The organism is Ruegeria sp. BC2, from assembly GCF_056539245.1.
In genome coordinates this window covers 2,020,018-2,038,739 of sequence record NZ_JBQFUQ010000001.1, presented here as the reverse complement: position 1 = coordinate 2,038,739, position 18,722 = coordinate 2,020,018, and the positions used below count along the sequence as shown (strand labels likewise).

Sequence of the window (18,722 nt, the reverse complement as noted above, 5' to 3'; positions counted from 1 at the left end):
TCCCGCCCATGACCACCGACCCCGAAACCAGCCTGTGGACCAAGACCAGCCGCGAGCGGGTGGATGCCCCGCCCCTGACCGGGCCTGTCACGGTGGACCTTGCCGTGATCGGCGGCGGCTATACGGGCTGCTCGGCGGCGCTGCACGCGGCGCAGGCGGGGGCTTCGGTCTGCCTGCTCGAGGCGCTTGAGATCGGCCATGGCGGGTCGGGCCGCAATGTCGGGCTGGCCAATGCCGGGCTGTGGCTGCCCCCGGCCGAGATCCGCGCCCATCTGGGCCACGAGGCCGGCGACCGGCTGATCACCCTGCTGGCGCAGGCCCCGGCCGAAGTGTTCCGCCTGATCCTTGACCACGCCATCGATTGCGAGCCGGTGCAGGCCGGAACCCTGCACCTGGCCCATTCGCCCAAGGGCCTGCGCGACCTCCAAACCCGCCGCCAACAGTTGTCAGCCGACGGCGCGCCGGTCGAACTGCTGTCGGCGCAGGAAACCGCCCGCCGCACCGGCAGCGAGGCCTTTCACGGCGCCATCTTCGACCCGCGCGCCGGGACGATCCAGCCTCTGGCCTATGTGCAGGGCCTCGCCCGCGCCGCGCGGCAGGCCGGGGCCGCGATCCACGCCAACAGCCCGGTGCAGACCCTGCGCCATGATGGCGATGTCTGGCATCTGGACACACCGCTGGGTTCTGTGCGCGCCAAGGCGCTGATCCAAGCCACCAACGCCTATCACACGGGGCTGCCCGACACCCGACAGGCCTATGTACCGGTCTACTACTTCCAATACGCCACCGACCCGCTGCCCGAGGACATCTGCGCCACCCTGCTGCCGGGGGGCGAGGGCTGTTGGGATACCGGGCTGATCATGACCTCGTTCCGCATGGATCAGGCCGGGCGGCTGGTGATCGGGGCGATGGGCGATCTGGGCCACGCGGGCAGTTTCGCTCATCGCGGCTGGATCACGCGCAAACTGGTGCAGATGTTTCCCGCGCTGACCGGCCAACCGCTTAAGGACAGCTGGCACGGGCGCATCGCCATGACCTCAGACCATATCCCGAAGCTGGTGCAGATCGGGCCGAACGCGCTGTCGGCGCATGGCTATTCCGGGCGCGGGATCGGGCCGGGCACGGTGTTCGGCCGCATGATGGCCGACAGCCTGCTGTCGGGCGACCCCGCCCGCCTGCCGCTGCCGCCGGTGCCTGAGCACAGCGAAAGCTGGACCGGCCTGCGCTGCGCCTTTTTCGAGACCGGCGCGACGCTGACGCATCTGGTCAAGGCAAGGGTCTGACCGGTCAGACCGAGCGGGTGATCCCGCCATCCACTCGGATGTTCTGTCCGGTGATGTAACCGCCGCCCTCGGAGGCCAGGAACGCGATGACCGAGGCGATCTCGTCATAGCTGCGCCCATAGCGGCCCATGGGGATCTTGGCCTTGAACTCCTCCTGTTCCGGCAGGCTGTCGATGAAGCCGGGCAGGACGTTGTTCATGCGGATGTTCTCGGCGGCATACTTGTCGGCGAACAGCTTGGTGAACGCCGCAAGCCCGGCCCGGAACACGCCCGAGGTCGGAAAGACCGGATCGGGCTCAAACGCCGCGAAGGTTGAGATGTTGATGATCGACCCGCCGCCCTGCGCCTGCATGATCGGGGTGACCAGCCTCGTGGGGCGCACGGCGTTCAGGAAATAGACCTCCATGCCGCGGTGCCAGTCCTCGTCGGTCAGCTCCAGCACCGGCGCGCGGGGGCCGTGCCCGGCCGAGTTCACAAGCACGTCGATCCGCCCCCAATGGGTCATCGCCGCATCCACCAGCCTCTGCAGGTCGTCAGTCGACTGGTTCGAGCCGGTCACGCCCACGCCGCCCAGCTCGGCTGCCAGTGCCTCGCCCTTGCCGGACGAGGACAGGATGCCCACCTTGAACCCGTCCGCCGCCAGACGCCGCGCCGCATCCGCGCCCATGCCGCTGCCGCCGGCGGAGATCAATGCCACTTTTTCTGTCATCTTCGTTCTCCGTTTCCATCTGCCGCCAAGATGAAGCGCGGCCGGCCGTTTGACCAATCAGTTCTTCTGCCCTATGACTGTAGAAAATCTACTGTGTGATCGTCATGGTTGCCCCTCCTCCATTGAATGCCCTGCGCGCCTTCGAGGCGTCGGCCCGACACCTGAACTTCAGGCTGGCGGCGCAGGAACTGGGTGTCACCCAAGGCGCCGTGGCACAGCAGGTCCGGGGCCTCGAGGCGCGGCTGGGCACCCCGTTGTTCGACCGCCTGCCGCGCGGTCTGCGGCTGACCGAGGCCGGACGGCGGTTCCACGCGCCCCTGCGTCGCGCTTTCCGTCTGATCGAAGAGGCGGTCGAAGACCTGTCCGGCCAGCGTCAGATTACCCTGTCGGTCACGCCCAGCTTTGCTTCGAAATGGCTGGTGCCGCGGCTGGGCGATTTCACCGCGCGCCACCCGGATGTCTCGGTGCAGGTCGATGCGCGCGAGCGGCTGGCCGATTTCCAGACGGACGGGGTGGATATCGCGGTGCGGCAGGGCCGCGCGCCGTTTGGCGACGGCCTTGTGGCCGAGCCGCTGTTCCCCACCGAATTCGTCGTCGTCGGCAGCCCTGACCTAGCCGCGCAAGTGACATCGGCGCAGGACCTGCTGGCGCATGTGCTGCTGAGCGATTCACACGGTCTGTGGCCCCTGTTTCTGGAACGCGCCGGCGTGCAGGGGCGCCCGAGGATGATGAATTTCAGCCAGACCAGCCTGGCCATCGACGCTGCCGTGACCGGGCAGGGCTTTGCGCTGGCCAATGCGCCACTGGTCGCGGCCGAGCTTATGGCGGGACGGTTGGTGCAACCGCTGGCGCAGGTGCTGCTGGATGATCTGGGGTTCCATATCGTCACCCCGCGCAAGCCACGGCAGCCGGATCTGGTGGCGCTGATGCGCGACTGGCTGCGGGCTCAGGCCTGAAGCGTGGCGGCAATCGCCGCGATCTGGCCCCGCAGCCAGCGATGGGCGGGATCGTTGGCGAACCGCTGGTGCCAGACCATGTAGATCGACACCGGCTGGCAATTGAAGGGCAGGGGCGCACAGTCCAGCGCCGTCAAAGGCCCTTGTTTCATCAGCGCCGTGTCGGTCGAGATCAGGTCGCTGCCCTTCACGAAGGCCGGGATCGCGTTGAAATGCGGCAGAGTCACGGTGGGCGGGCGAATCTGGCTTTGATCCACGCCGCGCATCACCGCCCGCGCGTTGCGCCCATCGGGAAACCGCACCTCGACATGGTCCGAGGCGCAATAGGCGGCCCAGTCGGCGGGCGGGTCGCGCCGTTCGGCGTCGTAAAACACCATCAGCGGGCTGCTCATCAACAGCTTTTGAAAGATGTCGGGACCGTCCGGCGGCAGCGGGGTCAGCATCAGCTGGCACCGGTCGCTGCGCAGCAGTTCCGGGTCGGGCACGCCCGAGGGCATGAACCCCAGCCGCAGCCGCACCCCATCGGCCCGCGCCCTGCGCAGCAACTGCGGAAAGATCAGCTCGCGCGGCATGTCGTTGGTGGCGATCTGCACGGCGATCTCTTCAGACAGCGGGTCAAAGGGCCGCTCGTCGGTCAGGGCGCGCATCCCGTCCAGCACCCTTTGCACCGGGTCTTTCAGCGCCAGCGCTCGCTCGGTTGCGCGCAGCCCCTGGCCCGACCGCACGAACAGCGGGTCGCCCAGCACCTGCCGCAGCTTGGCCAACGTGTGGCTGATGGCCGATTGCGTGACACCCAGCCGGTCGGCGGCCTTGGACACCGAGTTTTCCTCGAGGATCGTCAGGAAGGTGCGCAGGACCTTGCCATCCAGATCCGTGAAATCAATTTTCTTCATACCGTTTATGATCCGCCATGAATGGTATTGCTGTTCATGCCGCGCTAGGGGAAGCTTGGCAACAGGAGGCACGCGATGGGGATCCGCTTTTTCTCGGACAAGAACCGACCCGTTCACATGGGTCCTTATCCGCTTGAGCGGCTGCGGCGACAGGATGCGCTGCCCGATCTGTCGGCGCTGGCGCCCATGCCGGTGCTGAGTTTCGACCGCCCCGAAAAGCCCCACAGCATCGTCAACGCAATGGGCGAGTTTCAGGCGATGCTGGACACCATCCGCGATGGTTTCGTCAATCCGGCCCGGGCCGAGATGCCTCTCGATCCGGCTGAACGCGCCAACCACCTGAAGGCATTCGGCTATTTCAACGATGCATCGATGATGGGCTGCGGGCCTCTGCCGCCGCAGGCGCTGCTGGACCAGCCCCGGCGCAACCCTGATATCGACCGGTTGGCCCATGCGCTGCAGACCCGGCAGACGAAGACCCTGGCCTCGGGGATCGACGTGATCATGGCCGACCTGCGCGACAGCGTCGCGGCCCAGCCGGGGCCGATCACCGCCCATCGCCATGCCATCTTGTTCCTGTACGAACATCACCGCGACCCCGATCCGTCCGAGCCCGGCGCCGAGTGGATCCTGGATGCGCAGGATCACCGCGCCTGCCTGCTGGCCACCGAAAACGCGGTGGTGATCGCCAACTACATCCGTCTGTTGGGGTATGACGCGCGGGCGCATTCGGTGATGTCCTCGGACGTGGACCTGCCGCGCCTTGCCGCCGCAGCCGGGTTGGTCTGGGCCGAAGAAGGCACCGCCGTAGCCCCTTGGTTGGGGCGTCGGTTCGGGCTGGCCGCCGTGACCACCGAGATGGAAATCGCCCATGACCGACCGCTGGCCCCGCGCGACCGGCAGCCGTGGTTCCGAACCCAAGGCCCCGCGTGGTGGCTGGGCGCGGGCTTTGCCAAAAGCGCGCTGAACCGCGACCCTTTCGCCCGCCGCCGCTATGTCGATGGCGCGCACCCGTTCGAGACGCTCAAACGCGTGGACAGCCCGACCACCTATATCGACGAAGCGAACGTGCCCCGCGTGCCCAAACGCGCCGACATGTTTGCGCGGGCGCAGTTCGGCGACATGGGCAAACCTCTGCAGGACGCGGCGAAGGGCGGGCACTACGTCCGAAAATCCGCGCCCAGCTTTGCCCAACGGCGCGCGCTGGGGGCCTTCGTCCTGCTGCAGGACGGCGACAGCGCCGAGGTCGCCAGCCCCACCGATGCCGAGCGCAACGCGGCGAACATCAAGGCGGCCAGCTATTTCCTGGGCGTCGATGCCGTGGGCCTCAGCCGCTGCCCCGAATGGGCGTGGTATTCGCACGACGCCACCGGCGAGGAGATCTTGCCGCCCCACGATCAGGCCATCAGCATGATCATCGACCAAGGTTATGAGACGATGGAGGGCGCCTCCGGCGATGACTGGATCAGCGTCGCCCAGTCGATGCGCGCCTATCTGCGGTTCTCGCTGCTGGGTGGGGTATTGGCCCGTCAGATCCGCAATCTGGGCTACAAGGCCAAGGCGCATACGGTGATGGATGGCGAAGTGCTGCAGCCGCCGCTGCTGTTGCTGTCGGGGCTGGGCGAGGTCAGCCGCATCGGCGAGGTCATTCTGAACCCGTTCCTGGGCCCGCGCCTGAAATCGGGTGTGGTGACCACCGACATGCCCATGACCCACGACAAGCCCATCGACTTTGGCCTGCAGCGGTTCTGCGAAAGCTGCAACAAATGTGCTCGCGAATGCCCCTCGGGGGCGATCACCGCCGGGCCCAAGCTGATGTTCAACGGCTACGAGATCTGGAAATCCGACAGCCAGAAATGCGCCACCTACCGGATCACCACGCCCGGCGGGGCGATGTGCGGGCGCTGCATGAAGACCTGCCCCTGGAACCTGGAAGGGCTGTTCGCCGAACGCCCCTTCCGCTGGGCTGCGATGACCATTCCCGCCGCTGCGCCCGCGCTGGCGAAACTGGACGATGCGCTCGGCAATGGCGGGCTGAACGACACCAAGAAATGGTGGTGGGATCTGGAACTGCAGCCCGACGGCGCCTATCGGCCCACAGCGCACCCGCTGAACCGGCGCGATCTGCAAAAGGATCTTGACCTGAAATACGAGGATCAGACGCTGGCCGTCTATCCCGCCCCGCTGGCCCCGCATCCCTGGCCCTATCCGTTCGCGATGGATCGCGAGGCCGGGATTGCCGCCTATAAGGCGATGGTCACGGCCGAGGACTACAAGACCCGTCTGGCCGCCGGAGACATGTCGGTTATCCACCGCTACACGATCTCGGGCGATGCGCCGGTGATGCAGCTGGTGCTGTCGAAGGTCGAGAAGATGACGGCAGACGTCACCAAATACGAGTTCTCCACACCAGATAGTACGCCCTTGCCGGATTGGACGGCCGGCGCGCATCTGGACGTGTTGGTGGCACCGGAATTTCTGCGGCAATACTCGATGTCCGGGGACCCGGCCGACCGCATGACCTATCAGATCGGGGTCCTGCGCGAGGATCAGGGCCGCGGCGGATCGGCCCTGCTGCACCGGATCTTCACGCCGGGCCGCAAGGTGTTCGTGTCAAAGCCGATCAATCATTTCGAACTGGACGAGACCGCCACCCGCACTCTGCTGATGGGTGGCGGCATCGGCATCACCCCAATGATCGCCTTCGCGTATCGCCTGCACGCGCTGGGCCGCGATTTCGATCTGCATTATTCCGTCCCCTCTCGGAAAAAGGTGGGGTATCTGGCCGATCTGGCCGCCGCGCCCTGGGCGGACCGCGTGCATATGCATGTCTCGGACGAGGGCACCCGCGCCGATCTGGACACGATCCTGGCGGGCTATCGCGACGGCTGGCATGTCTATACCTGCGGCCCGGACCGCTACATGGAGGCGGTGATGCAGGCTGCCGAACGCCAGGGCTGGCCCGAGGAGGCCCGGCATCTGGAGTATTTCTCGGTGCCCGAGCAGCCCGATTTTGAAAACCACCCGTTCACCTTGCGGCTGGCACGGTCAGGGCGTGACCTCGAGGTGCCCGTCGACAAAGACGCGGCGCAGGTGCTGAACGAGGCCGGCATCCATGTCGACGTGAAATGCGCCGACGGCATCTGCGGCGTCTGCAAATGCGGGCTGATTGCGGGCGAGGTCGAGCATCGCGATTTCGTCCTGTCGCGCAATCAGCGGGAATCGGCACTGATTCTGTGCCAGAGCCGCGCGGCCGAGCCGGGCGGGGTGGTCGAGATCGACCTCTGACCCCGGTCGGAAAGCGACATTCTCAGGCGAAAAAATAGGTCGCGCGGGCCATGGACGCCGCCGCGCGGCTGCTCTAACGTCGCCCCAAACCCAGTGAACCCTGACCAACAGGCGCGAGGTACAATCATGCAATATCACCGCCCCGCCAGCTTTGCCGAAGCTTCGGATCTGGCTGCCCATGCTACGGGCATCACGCGGTTTCTGGCCGGCGGCACCGACGTTCTGGTGCAACTGCGGTCCGAGATCGTGACCCCCGACACCCTGATCGACATCAAGGCCATCGACGGGGTGCGCGACATCACCCGCCACGCCGACGGCAGCTGGACGCTGGGCGTGGCCGTCACCGGCGCCGAGATGAGCGAACATCCCCAACTGGGCCGCGAGTGGCCCGGTGTAGTCGAGGCGATGGACCTGATCGGTTCGACCCAGGTTCAGGGCCGTGCCACGCTGACGGGCAACTTGTGCAACGGCTCGCCCGCAGCCGACTCGGTTCCGGCCATTGTGGCCGCAGGGGTTACGGCGACAGTGACCGGCCCGAACGGCGATCGGGTCGTGGCGGTCGAGGACATTCCGACCGGCCCCGGCAAGACATCGCTGGCGCAGGGCGAACTGATCTCGGCTCTGCACATCCCGGCGCGAGGCGCGAGTGGCGGCGACGCCTATCTGCGCTTCATTCCGCGCACCGAGATGGACATCGCCGTGGTCGGCGTGGGCGTGAACCTGCGCGTCGATGGTGACACGATCACCGAGGCCCGCGTTGCGCTGGGGGCCGTGGCACCCACCGTCCTGCTGGTCGAAGACTGCGCCCGGGCATTGATCGGCACCACGCTGGACGATGCCGCGCTGGCGGCGCTGGCCGCCGCCGCCTCGGCCGCGTGCAAACCCATCGACGACAAGCGCGGCACGATCGAATTTCGAACCGAAGTGGCCGGCGTTCTGGCAAAACGCGCCGCGAAAATCGCCTATGCCCGCGCCAAGGGAGAGACCGCATGACCAAGCATCACGTCACCACCACCGTCAACGGCGACACGGTCGAATACCTGTGCGACGCGCGCGAAACCCTACTGGACTGTCTGCGCGACAAGCTGAACCTGACCGGCGCCAAGGAAGGCTGCGGCACCGGCGATTGCGGGGCCTGCTCGGTCACGCTGGACGGGCGGCTCGTCTGTTCCTGCCTGGTGCTGGGGGTCGAGGCCGAGGGCAAGAAGATCGAAACCATCGAAGGCATGGCCCGGGGCGAAACCCTGCACCCGCTGCAGCGCAGGTTCATCGACCATGCCGCGTTGCAATGCGGGGTCTGCACACCAGGCGTTCTGGTCGCCGCCAAGGCGCTGCTGGAAAAGAACCCCGACCCGACCGAGGAAGAGGCCCGCTATTGGCTGGCCGGCAACCTGTGCCGCTGCACGGGGTATGACAAGATCATCCGCGCCGTTCTGGACACGGCCGCCGAGCTGCGGGAGGCTTCGTAATGGCACTCGACGATCGCAAGTCGCATTTCATCTTCGTGGGCACCCGCCCGAACCGTCCCGACGGGTTGGACAAGGTCACCGGCCGCGCCCGGTTCGGGGCTGATGTGACCGCGCCGGGCATGCTGTTCGGCGCCATCCTGCGCTCGCCCCACGCCCATGCGCGGATCGTTCGGATCGACACCTCGAAGGCCGAGGCGCATCGGGACGTGAAAGCCGTGGTCACCCGCGCCGATTTTGCCGATGTCCCGTTCAAGCCCGGGCTCGAGGGCGAGTTCTGGAACGTTCTGGAAAACGTTATGGCCGGGGAAAAGGCGCTTTATGACGGGCACGCGGTGGCGGCGGTTGCGGCCAGCTCGGCGCTGGCGGCGCGGGATGCGCTCAAGCTGATCGAGGTCGAATACGAGGTGCTGCCTCATGTCACCGACGTGGACAAGGCGATGGCGCCCGACGCTCCGGTGATCCGCGAGGGCGCGGCCGACTATTCGGTGCCCGAGGGGATGCACCCCAACGTCGTGCGCTATCACGAAAGCGGGCATGGCGATGTCGAGGCGGGCTTTGCCGAGGCCGATCTGGTGATCGAGGATCACTTCGTCACCGAGGCCACCCACCAGGGCTACATCGAACCGCACGCCTGCCTTGCCTCGCTGGGCGCTGACGGCAAGGGCGAGCTATGGTGCTGCACCCAGGGCCACTGGATCGTGCAGAAAACCTGCGCGGCATTGCTGGGGATCGAAACCGCGCAGCTGCGCGTGACCGCATCGGAAATCGGCGGCGGGTTCGGCGGCAAGACCACCGTGTTCATCGAACCGGTGGCGCTGGCGCTGTCGCGCAAGGCCAACCGTCCGGTCAAGATCGTGATGTCCCGGTCCGAGGTTCTGCGGGCCACTGGGCCGACGGCCTCGGCCTCGATGGACGTCAAGATCGGCATGAAGAAAGACGGCACCATCACCGCCGCCCAGGGCGTGTTCCGCCTGCAAGGCGGTGCCTTTCCGGGTGCGCCGGGCGACATGACCGCGATGTGCGCCTTTGCGCCCTACAACCTGACCAATGTGCGGCAGGTGGGGTATGACGTCATGTCCAACCGCCCGAAACAGGCCGCCTATCGCGCGCCCGGCGCGCCGATGGGGGCGTTTGCGGTAGAATCGGTCATCGACGAACTGTGCAAGAAACTGGTCCTCGACCCGATCGAGGTTCGCCTGAAGAACGCCGCGCGCGAGGGCACCAAGGCCAGCTATGGCCCCACCTATGACCGGATCGGCCTGGTCGAGACGCTCGAGGCCGCCCAGGGCCACCCGCATTATTCCGCGCCGCTGAAGCCGGGGCAGGGGCGGGGCGTCGCCTGCGGGTTCTGGTTCAACCACGGGGGCGAGACCTCGGTGTCGCTGGCCCTGTCCGAGGACGGCTCGGCGCAGCTGATGGTCGGCACGCCCGATATCGGCGGCTCGCGCGCGTCGATGGCGCTGATGGCGGCCGAGGTGCTGGGCATCCCATACGAGAACATCCGCGTGACCATCGCCGACACCGCCACGCTGGGTTACAACGACGTCAGCCACGGCTCGCGCGTGACCTATGCCAGCGGTCTGGCCACGATCAAGGCGGCGCAGCACGCGGTTGAGAAACTGTGCGAACGCGCGGCGGCCAAATGGAGCATCCCCGTGGACGCGGTGAAATGGGAAAACGGCTGCGCGGTGCCGTCCGGCCCCAACGCGGGCGATTTCGACCCGCTGCCGCTGGCCGAGATCACCGCCGACATGGGGCGCACAGGTGGGCCGATCTCGGGCCATTTCGAGGCGACCCCCGAAGGCGCCGGCGTGTCCTTCGGCACCCATATCGTCGATGCCGAGGTCGATCCCGAAACCGGCAAGACCTCGATCGCCCGCTACACCGTCATCCAGGACGCGGGCAAGGCGATCCACCCCGCCTATGTCGAGGGCCAGTTCCAGGGCGGCGCGGCGCAGGGCATCGGCTGGGCGCTGAACGAAGAATACATCTATGGCGAGGATGGCCGGCTGCAGAATCCGGTGTTCCTCGACTATCGCATTCCGGTGGCCAGCGACCTGCCGATGATCGACACGGTGATCGTCGAGGTGCCCAACCCGGGCCACCCGTTCGGCGTGCGTGGCGTGGGTGAAACCGGCATCGTGCCACCGCTGGCGGCCATCGCGAATGCGGTTTCGAACGCAGCGGGCGTGCGGATGCGGCAACTGCCGATGTCGCCGCCGCGCATTCTGGCCGCGCTCAAGGGCAATGGTTGAGGTCCATCTCTGGTCCGGCCTCCGGTCTCTGACCGGGGGCCAGGAAGTGGTGCAGGTTCAGGCTGCGACAACCGGCGAGCTGCTGCGCGAACTGGTGCGCCTTCATCCGCAACTGCAGGCGCCGATCGACGCGGGCGTGTCCGTTGCCGTCAATGGCCGGATCATTGCAGCGGGTCTGTCCGAACCCATTCCCGAAGGTGCCGAAGTCTATCTGATGCAGAGGTTGCGGGGCGGGTAGCCCCGTGAAATCGGCGGGGGAGGACCGGAAGCCCCGGTCTTGAATTCGGCGCTTCGGCCTCACCCCTGGTCCTACCGAAGTACCCCCTCGTTAAAAAAACACCATCAAACGGATCGGCAGGATTGATCCGCTATGTATTGCAATATTGGCATTAGTATTGCGGGAAGGTGTCAGATGTGTGTGATTTCCGGCCATGTCTGGTTGACGTTGGGGAAGTCGTTGCTGCCAAGATAGTGAGGCGTCGTGCAACGGAATCCGGGAAAAAACTGGAAGATGGTGCTGCTGGAGAGAATTGAACTCTCGACCTCTCCCTTACCAAGGGAGTGCTCTACCTCTGAGCTACAGCAGCGCTGTGGGCGGGTGATTAGACTCAAACGAAACGGGGCGCAAGGGTCTCTGGACGGTTTTTTTCGCCTCCTGTAGAGAAAGATCATGGCAGAGAAAAAATCACCCAAAAAACACGGACAATCCGGATCCGCGCGCGAAGATCGGCTCAAGGCTGCCCTCAAGGCAAACCTGGCGCGGCGCAAGGCGCAGGCCAAGGCGCGCAGCGCACAGGATGACCGGCTGGGACAGCACAAGGACTAAGAGCAGATGGATTCGATTCTGGTAACGGGCAACGGGCCGCTTCACGGCCAAATTCCGATCGCGGGGGCCAAAAATGCCTGTCTGACGCTGATGCCGGCCACGTTGCTCAGCGAAGATCCGCTGACGCTGACCAACGCGCCGCGTCTGAGCGACATCAAGACCATGACCGCGCTGCTGCAGTCGCTGGGGGCCGAGGTGTCGGCCCTGCAGGACGGGCAGGTTCTGGCGATGTCCAGCCATGATCTGACCAGTCACACGGCCGATTACGAGATCGTGCGCAAAATGCGGGCCTCGAACCTTGTTCTGGGGCCGCTATTGGCGCGTTTCGGGCAGGCCGTGGTGTCGCTGCCGGGCGGTTGTGCCATCGGGGCGCGGCCGATGGACCTGCATGTCGAGGGGCTGGAAGCACTGGGCGCCGAAATCGAGTTGAAGGACGGCTACCTGCACGCCAAGGCGCCAGGTGGATTGAAGGGCGCGGTGCATGAAATGCGCTTTGCCTCAGTGGGTGCCACCGAGAACATCGTCATGGCCGCGACGCTGGCCAAGGGCACCACGGTTCTGAAAAACGCCGCACGCGAGCCCGAGATCGTGGATCTGGTTCAATGCCTGCGCAGCATGGGCGCGCAGATTGACGGCGAGGGCACCTCGACCATTGAGATCCAGGGTGTCGACCGCCTGCACGGGGCTACGCACCAGGTGGTCACCGACCGGATCGAGCTGGGCACCTACATGCTGGCCCCCGCCATTTGCGGCGGTGAGGTCGAACTGCTGGGCGGCCGTCTGTCACTGGTCGAATCCTTCGTCGAAAAGCTGACGGCCGCAGGGGTGGACGTTGCCGAGACGAAGCAGGGTCTGAAGGTCTCTCGCAAGAATGGCCGGGTGCGCGCCGTGGACGTGGTGACCGAGCCGTTCCCGGGCTTTCCTACCGATCTGCAGGCGCAAATGATGGCGCTGATGTGCACGGCCGAGGGAACCTCGGTGCTGGAGGAGCGGATTTTCGAGAACCGCTTCATGCACGCCCCTGAACTGGTGCGCATGGGCGCGCAGATCGAGGTGCATGGCGGCACCGCGACGGTGACCGGGGTCGAGCGTCTTAAGGGTGCGCCAGTCATGGCCACCGATTTGCGGGCCTCGGTCTCGCTGATCCTGGCCGGGTTGGCGGCCGAGGGCGAAACAACCGTCAGCCGGGTCTATCATCTGGACCGCGGATATGAGCATGTGGTCCGCAAGCTGGAAGGCGTGGGCGCGAAGATAGAACGGATCAAGGGCTGATGGCAGACGCAACATTCGAAGACGGGCGCGAGGCGCCGCTGAACCTTGGCGCATTGGATGCCGAGGACCTCAAGGTGATCGCAACGCTGACGCAGGATGCGGTTTTTCCGGTCAGCGAAATGACCTGGCAACCAACCCGCCGCCGCTTTGCCTTGCTGCTCAACCGGTTCCGGTGGGAGGACAAGGAAGCAGCCGAGCGCCGTGGTCGGGAATTCGAGCGGGTGCAGTCGCTGCTGGTATTCGACTCGGTCCTGTCGGTGTCCAGCCAAGGGGTTGATCGATCCGACAAGGACCTGATCCTCTCGGTTCTTGATATCGAGTTCCACCCTTCGGATGATGGCACGGGCGAGGTGCTGCTTGTGCTGGCCGGGGATGGCGCGATCCGACTGACGGTGGAAGCGGTTGATGCAACGCTCAAGGATGTGACCCGCCCCTATCGTGCGCCTTCGGGCAAGGCGCCTCGGCACGCGGACTGACATGCAGAACAAGCGTGGCATTTCGCAGGCGCTGTCTCCGGGGCAGGCCGGCGTGTCGCTGCGCCGGGCCACCGTGTTCGACGTGTTCGGGTTGAGTCAGGCTCTGGTCCGCTCCATCACCCGACTGTGTGAGGCCGACCACGGAAATCGACCAGACAAGATCGCAGCGTGGACTGCCAACAAGGACCCGCAGTCCGTTCGCAACTGGATCATCTCGGGCACCCAGATCTGGCTGGCCGAGCGGAACGGAAATGTGGCCGCCGTCGGTGGGCTGCGCGCACCGGCCGAGATTTCGCTGCTTTATGTTGATCCGGGCCACGCAGGGCAGGGGGTCGGTGCCGCGTTGCTGTCCCGGCTCGAGGCCGAACTGGCCACATCAGGGGCCCCCGTGGCCCATTTGATGTCCACCCGGACCGCGTTGGGCTTCTATCGCCGGTATGGCTGGGTCGCTGCAGGGGAGCCCGCGGACTGGAACGGTATGCCCCAATTCCCCCTGCGCAAATCGCTGCACCCCCCGGGCTGAGGGTTGAGGCCCGCCCCGGCGGGCGATAAGACCCGTTCAAACGCCCCGGAGTACGCAAATGCCCGTTTTCCTCGACACGACATCCGCCGATTTCGAAACCGGTTTCCAAGCCCTTCTGTCCGCCAAACGCGAAGACAGCCCCGATGTCGACGCCGTCGTGGCGCAGATCATCGCCGACGTGCGGTCGCGCGGCGATGCTGCGGTGATCGAGCTGACGGCGAAATTCGACCGGTTGCAGCTGACGCCGGACACGCTGGCCTTCAGCGCCGACGAGGTGACGCAGGCCATCGCAACCGTCAGCGACGATGACCGCGCGGCGCTGGAACTGGCCGCCGCGCGCATCCGCGCCTATCACGAACGGCAGATGCCGCAGGATCAGGAATGGACCGACGAGGCGGGCGCGACGCTGGGCTGGCGCTGGTCGGCGGTCGCTGCCGCGGGGCTTTACGTGCCGGGCGGGTTGGCCTCCTATCCGTCCTCGGTGCTGATGAATGCCATTCCCGCCAAGGTGGCCGGGGTCGAGCGTCTGGCCATCGTGGTGCCCACGCCGGACGGGCAGGTCAACCCGCTGGTGCTGCTGGCCGCGCGCCTGTCGGGCGTCGACGAGATCTATCGTATCGGCGGCGCGCAGGCGATTGCGGCGCTGGCCTATGGCACGGAAACCATCGCGCCGGTGGACAAGATCACCGGGCCGGGCAACGCCTTCGTGGCGGCGGCCAAACGGCGGGTGTTCGGCAAGGTGGGCATCGACATGATCGCGGGGCCGTCCGAAATTCTGGTGATCGCGGACAAGGACAACGACCCCGACTGGATCGCGCTGGACCTGCTCAGCCAGGCCGAGCATGATGAAAGCGCCCAGTCGATCCTGATCACTGACAACGCCGCTTTCGGCTGCGCGGTGGCCGAGGCGGTGGAAAAACGGCTGGAGACGCTCGAACGACGCGCGATCGCCGGGGCGAGCTGGCGCGACTATGGTGCTGTAATCACCGTGCGCGACCTGGACGAGGCCGCCACGCTGTCGAACCGCATCGCACCCGAGCATCTGGAACTGTGCGTGGCCGATCCGGCGGCGCTGAGCCGCAAGACTACCCATGCCGGCGCGATCTTTCTGGGCCAGTACACGCCCGAGGCCATCGGCGACTATGTCGGCGGCCCGAACCATGTGCTGCCTACCGCACGCTCGGCCCGGTTTTCGTCGGGGCTCAGCGTGATGGATTTCCTCAAACGCACCACGCTCAGCCATATGACCCCCGAGGCTCTGCGCGCCATCGGCCCGGCGGCCGAGCAGCTGGCGCGGTCGGAAAGCCTGGAGGCGCACGGGCTATCCGTGGGTGCTCGGCTCAAGCGGCTGAACGGTTGACGGCCATCTGACCTTGCGTCCGGCCCGTTTCCCGCGTTGTCCCGCGGGCATAGGTGCGCTAGGTCTGGCCTGACCTGAACGGAAGTCGATGACTATGACCCGCATTTCGCATATCGAACTGGACGATCGAAACCTGCCACCGCCCACGCCCGAGATCGAGCAGGAGCGCAAGGTTGCGATCTATGACCTGCTCGAGGAAAACTCGTTTGCCCTGCCCAAACGTGACGACCGGCTGGTGCCCGACGGCCCCTATCATGTGCAACTGTCGATCCGCGACAAGCGGCTGGTGTTCGACGTCACCACCGAAGACAGCCAGAAAGCCGCCGAGTTCCATCTGTCACTGGGTCCGTTCCGGCAGGTGGTCAAGGACTACTTCCAGATCTGCGAAAGCTATTTCGATGCGGTCAAGACCCTGCCGCCCAGCCAGATCGAAACCATCGATATGGCCCGGCGCGGCATTCATAACGAGGGCAGCCGGGTTCTGCAAGAACGGCTCGAGGGCAAGGCCGAGATCGACACCGATACCGCCCGCCGCTTGTTCACGCTGATCTGCGTGTTGCATTTCGGAGGCTGACGGGTGAAGCCTCTGCCGCATTCGGTCCTGTTCTGCTGCGACCACAACGCGGTGCGCTCGCCCATGGCCGAAGGCATAATGAAGAAATTCTATGGCACCGGCACCTACGTGCAGTCGGCCGGGGTACACAACGACCTTGAAATCGACGGGTTCAGCATCGCCGTCTGCCAGGAGATCGACGTGGAACTGTCACGCCACCGGTCGCGGTCGTTCGACGAGATGCAGGAATGGGGGGATGACCTGGGATCATTCGACCTGATCGTGGCCCTGTCGCCTGCCAGCCAGCGCAAAGCGCTGGAGCTGACGCGGGTTTTTCACCTCGATGTCGATTATTGGCCAATAATGGACCCTACCGGACTGGGCGAGACGCGCGAGGAAAAGCTACACCACTACCGTCAGACCCGCGATCAGATCATCAAACACCTGAAGGATCGCTGGGGGGAACCTACGGAGATCGCATGACCCAGACCGTCCAAGCCTATTTCGATGCCTTCAACGCCGGGGATGTGGCCGGCATGCTGGCCTGCCTGTCCGACGACGTGGCCCATCACGTGAACGAAGGCCAGATTCGCGTCGGCAAAGAGAAATTCGCCGAATTCTGCGCGCATATGAACCGCTGCTATCGCGAGACCCTGACCGACATGGTGATCTTCGAGGCCGATAGCGGCACCCGCGCCGCCGCCGAATACATCGTCAACGGCACCTATCTGGAAACCGATGCCGGCTTGCCCGCGGCCTCGGGCCAGTCCTATCGCCTGCCCGCCGGGTCTTTTTTTGACCTCAAGGACGGCAAGATCACCCGCGTGACCACCTATTACAATCTGGCTGACTGGGTGAAACAGGTGTCGGGTGGCTGAGGTCACGCGGGTCCGCGCGCTGACGGGGCCGGCGCTCGAGGCGGCGCTGGACGACGTGGCGCGCATGCGCATCGCGGTGTTCCGCGACTGGCCCTATCTCTATGACGGCGATCTGGCCTACGAGCGCGGATACCTGCAATCCTACCGCGACAGCGACCGGGCGATCGTCGTCGGCGCCTTTGACGGCGAAAGGCTTGTGGGTGCCGCGACCGGCGCGCCGCTGGCCGACCATGCCGAGGATTTCGCCGCCGCTTTCGACGGCACCGGGCTGGACCTTTCGCAGATCTTCTATTGCGCCGAATCCGTGCTGCTGCCCGCCTATCGGGGGCAGGGCGTCGGACATGCGTTCTTTGACCTGCGGGAAAGCCATGCCCGTGCCTTGGGCTTTGCCAAATGCGCCTTCTGCGGCGTGCAGCGTCCGGACGACCACCCGATGCGGCCGGCCGGCTACCGGCCGCTCGACCCGTTCTGGCGCGCGCGGGGCTATGCGCCCCTGCCCGGCGTGATCGCCCGATTTTCGTGGAAGGACCTGGGCGAGGACTCGGAAACCCTCAAACCGTTGCAGTTCTGGATCAGGGATTTGTGAACCCGCCGCAACGCGTTGTGTGTGCCCGCTGGCACGCGCGCCGACAGCCGTTCGTCTAGCCGCGACAATCTTCGAGGATCCGTCGATAGAACGCTCCTCGTGCTCCAGCGCCCAATGGTCCTGCGACACATTCCCGATCCAGGTTCAATTCTCCCACGGGCACGATTTGCCGCGCGATTTCGGGCGGTGTCGTTTCGTCAGACGTTCCCGTCCTCCAATCGTGAAATGCGGAGGAGTATCGAACGACCGCTCCGCTCGCTGGCAAGTCAAGCAACCCACCTTCGGCAAAGAACGTCAGTCCGTCTCCCATTTCTTCCCCGATGAGTTTGAGCCTGTCACCCAAGCGATGCTTGAGGATGGCGACAAACACGATCGCGGCGGAGAACGTGAATTTATCGACAAGTACGACGACCCGCTGACTTGCGCTTTGCGCGATTGCGTCGATCAAAGGCATCGTCAGAAGAAAATCACCGCCGGTGTTTCCGCGAACGTCAAAAAAGAGTGTTTTGTCAGAGCAAGCGCGCACGCGATCCGCTGCCTCGGATATGGCTTTGCGCAGCGCATCTTTGCCTGGGTCAAAGAAGCTCGGCAGTTGAATTGAAAGCCCAAGTGCCTGCCAATCCTCAATCTCCACAAAGCTCTCGGGTTCCCATGCTGGATCGGCTTTGCCGTGCTCGTTTCTCGGGTAGAGCGTCGACGCAGGAACGGTGTTTCCATTTGCTACTTTCAGATTGGTTGTCTGCCCGTTTTCGTCCTGCACATGATACTCGGTCATACCGTCGTCGGACGAAAATCCCAGCCGTTCCAACGCGTACGGCCAAGCCAGGATAATCGGACCGATGACCCGCTTCCTCTGGCGCGTTCCCGCCAGAAATTTGTCCGCCGCGGCCTCGATTTCGCTTACAGCTGCGCCATTGACTGCCAGCAGCTTGCCTTGTGGGGCGATCACCCTTGATGCCGATCCAAGGACTTGGACGGAACGCCCCACGCTCACGAACCGCAGAGGCAACACCGAGATGGCATCATTTGGGATCAGCCTTGTGTGCCCGTTGTTGGGAAGTGCCACAAGGCGCATCGCCGACAGCAGAAATGCCTCGACCGAGCCCTCAAGTGCGTATCGCCGACTGTCGCTGACACAGCTGTCTATCGCCGCCCTTTCGATCCGCCAAAAGCTGGGGTCGTTTGGCAGGACAGTCTCCAGAATGAGCTCCAGGTCATCGATCAGCGACATGGGTCACAGTGCGCATGGCCGATCGGCAATGTCCAGATTGGGTGCGGGTCCGGCGCTCTCCCGGCCCGGACCCTCGCTTTGCAAGGCTATGCATCGAACCAAAAGTTTCTGTTGCAGGGCGCAGCCCGATTGGCCTGTACACCGGTCAACAACGGCTATTTACT

At 65.2% G+C, this 18,722-nt stretch carries 19 protein-coding genes and 1 tRNA gene; 16 read left to right on the top strand and 4 right to left on the bottom strand.

The window, feature by feature from the left end:
• Positions 1-8: 8 nt before the first annotated feature.
• Positions 9-1,283: an NAD(P)/FAD-dependent oxidoreductase gene (locus tag ACR0CU_RS10105; RefSeq protein ID WP_170447023.1), complete on the top strand. Its 1,275-nt coding sequence runs from the start codon at positions 9-11 to the stop codon at positions 1,281-1,283.
• Between the two features lie 4 nt (positions 1,284-1,287).
• Here the strand turns inward: ACR0CU_RS10105 and ACR0CU_RS10100 are convergent, their stop codons facing one another.
• Entirely contained in the window at positions 1,288-1,992 is a 705-nt protein-coding gene (locus ACR0CU_RS10100; RefSeq protein WP_170447021.1) for an SDR family oxidoreductase, read from the bottom strand.
• Between the two features lie 104 nt (positions 1,993-2,096).
• On the opposite strand from ACR0CU_RS10100, the gene ACR0CU_RS10095 reads away from it, so the two are divergent.
• Positions 2,097-2,948 carry a LysR substrate-binding domain-containing protein gene (locus ACR0CU_RS10095; RefSeq protein WP_170447019.1) on the top strand — a complete coding sequence of 284 codons (852 nt, stop codon included), beginning with the start codon at positions 2,097-2,099 and terminating at the stop codon, positions 2,946-2,948.
• Here ACR0CU_RS10095 and ACR0CU_RS10090 read toward each other — a convergent pair.
• The gene (locus ACR0CU_RS10090; RefSeq protein ID WP_170447017.1) at positions 2,939-3,841 is read right to left on the bottom strand and encodes a LysR family transcriptional regulator; all 903 of its coding nucleotides are present in this window, start codon (positions 3,839-3,841) and stop codon (positions 2,939-2,941) included. The genes ACR0CU_RS10095 and ACR0CU_RS10090 overlap by 10 nt on opposite strands.
• Before the next feature lie 75 nt (positions 3,842-3,916).
• Between ACR0CU_RS10090 and ACR0CU_RS10085 the strand changes: the two genes are divergently transcribed.
• The 5 genes from ACR0CU_RS10085 to ACR0CU_RS10065 all read left to right on the top strand — a co-directional run bounded on the left by ACR0CU_RS10085 (position 3,917) and on the right by ACR0CU_RS10065 (position 11,091).
• Complete coding sequence (locus ACR0CU_RS10085) at positions 3,917-7,129, top strand: reductive dehalogenase (RefSeq protein WP_480642942.1); 3,213 nt, start codon at positions 3,917-3,919, stop codon at positions 7,127-7,129.
• Positions 7,130-7,255: 126 nt separating this feature from the next.
• Positions 7,256-8,122 carry an FAD binding domain-containing protein gene (locus tag ACR0CU_RS10080; protein WP_480642941.1) on the top strand — a complete coding sequence of 289 codons (867 nt, stop codon included), beginning with the start codon at positions 7,256-7,258 and terminating at the stop codon, positions 8,120-8,122.
• A complete protein-coding gene (locus ACR0CU_RS10075; protein ID WP_480642939.1) occupies positions 8,119-8,598 on the top strand; it encodes a (2Fe-2S)-binding protein in 480 nt (159 codons plus the stop codon). Before ACR0CU_RS10080 ends, ACR0CU_RS10075 begins: the two co-directional genes overlap by 4 nt.
• A complete protein-coding gene (locus ACR0CU_RS10070; RefSeq protein ID WP_480642937.1) occupies positions 8,598-10,853 on the top strand; it encodes a xanthine dehydrogenase family protein molybdopterin-binding subunit in 2,256 nt (751 codons plus the stop codon). The genes ACR0CU_RS10075 and ACR0CU_RS10070 overlap by 1 nt, the downstream gene beginning before the upstream one ends.
• Positions 10,846-11,091: a MoaD/ThiS family protein gene (locus tag ACR0CU_RS10065; protein WP_040633350.1), complete on the top strand. Its 246-nt coding sequence runs from the start codon at positions 10,846-10,848 to the stop codon at positions 11,089-11,091. Before ACR0CU_RS10070 ends, ACR0CU_RS10065 begins: the two co-directional genes overlap by 8 nt.
• Before the next feature lie 274 nt (positions 11,092-11,365).
• On the opposite strand, the gene ACR0CU_RS10060 is transcribed toward ACR0CU_RS10065, so the two are convergent.
• A tRNA-Thr gene (locus ACR0CU_RS10060) sits at positions 11,366-11,440 on the bottom strand.
• A gap of 83 nt (positions 11,441-11,523) precedes the next feature.
• Between ACR0CU_RS10060 and ACR0CU_RS10055 the strand changes: the two genes are divergently transcribed.
• The 9 genes from ACR0CU_RS10055 (at position 11,524) to ACR0CU_RS10015 (ending at position 17,327) form a co-directional block, all read left to right on the top strand.
• Complete coding sequence (locus ACR0CU_RS10055) at positions 11,524-11,679, top strand: hypothetical protein (RefSeq protein ID WP_170447007.1); 156 nt, start codon at positions 11,524-11,526, stop codon at positions 11,677-11,679.
• 6 nt (positions 11,680-11,685) lie between these two features.
• A complete protein-coding gene (gene murA / locus ACR0CU_RS10050; protein ID WP_170447005.1) occupies positions 11,686-12,951 on the top strand; it encodes a UDP-N-acetylglucosamine 1-carboxyvinyltransferase in 1,266 nt (421 codons plus the stop codon).
• Positions 12,951-13,427 (top strand): DUF2948 family protein, encoded by a 477-nt coding sequence (locus ACR0CU_RS10045; RefSeq protein WP_480642935.1) that lies wholly within the window; start codon positions 12,951-12,953, stop codon positions 13,425-13,427. The genes murA and ACR0CU_RS10045 overlap by 1 nt, the downstream gene beginning before the upstream one ends.
• Before the next feature lies 1 nt (position 13,428).
• A complete protein-coding gene (locus ACR0CU_RS10040; protein WP_170453048.1) occupies positions 13,429-13,950 on the top strand; it encodes a GNAT family N-acetyltransferase in 522 nt (173 codons plus the stop codon).
• Positions 13,951-14,008: 58 nt separating this feature from the next.
• Positions 14,009-15,310, top strand: a complete 1,302-nt coding sequence (hisD, locus tag ACR0CU_RS10035; RefSeq protein WP_480642933.1) for a histidinol dehydrogenase — start codon at positions 14,009-14,011, stop codon at positions 15,308-15,310.
• Positions 15,311-15,404: 94 nt separating this feature from the next.
• Positions 15,405-15,884, top strand: a complete 480-nt coding sequence (locus tag ACR0CU_RS10030; RefSeq protein ID WP_093962859.1) for a UPF0262 family protein — start codon at positions 15,405-15,407, stop codon at positions 15,882-15,884.
• Positions 15,885-15,887: 3 nt separating this feature from the next.
• Entirely contained in the window at positions 15,888-16,346 is a 459-nt protein-coding gene (locus tag ACR0CU_RS10025; RefSeq protein WP_170358064.1) for an arsenate-mycothiol transferase ArsC, read from the top strand.
• Entirely contained in the window at positions 16,343-16,741 is a 399-nt protein-coding gene (locus ACR0CU_RS10020; protein WP_480642930.1) for a ketosteroid isomerase-related protein, read from the top strand. The genes ACR0CU_RS10025 and ACR0CU_RS10020 overlap by 4 nt, the downstream gene beginning before the upstream one ends.
• Positions 16,734-17,327 (top strand): GNAT family N-acetyltransferase, encoded by a 594-nt coding sequence (locus ACR0CU_RS10015; RefSeq protein ID WP_480642928.1) that lies wholly within the window; start codon positions 16,734-16,736, stop codon positions 17,325-17,327. Before ACR0CU_RS10020 ends, ACR0CU_RS10015 begins: the two co-directional genes overlap by 8 nt.
• A gap of 55 nt (positions 17,328-17,382) precedes the next feature.
• Here the strand turns inward: ACR0CU_RS10015 and ACR0CU_RS10010 are convergent, their stop codons facing one another.
• The gene (locus ACR0CU_RS10010; protein ID WP_170446997.1) at positions 17,383-18,558 is read right to left on the bottom strand and encodes a S41 family peptidase; all 1,176 of its coding nucleotides are present in this window, start codon (positions 18,556-18,558) and stop codon (positions 17,383-17,385) included.
• Positions 18,559-18,722: the final 164 nt, after the last annotated feature.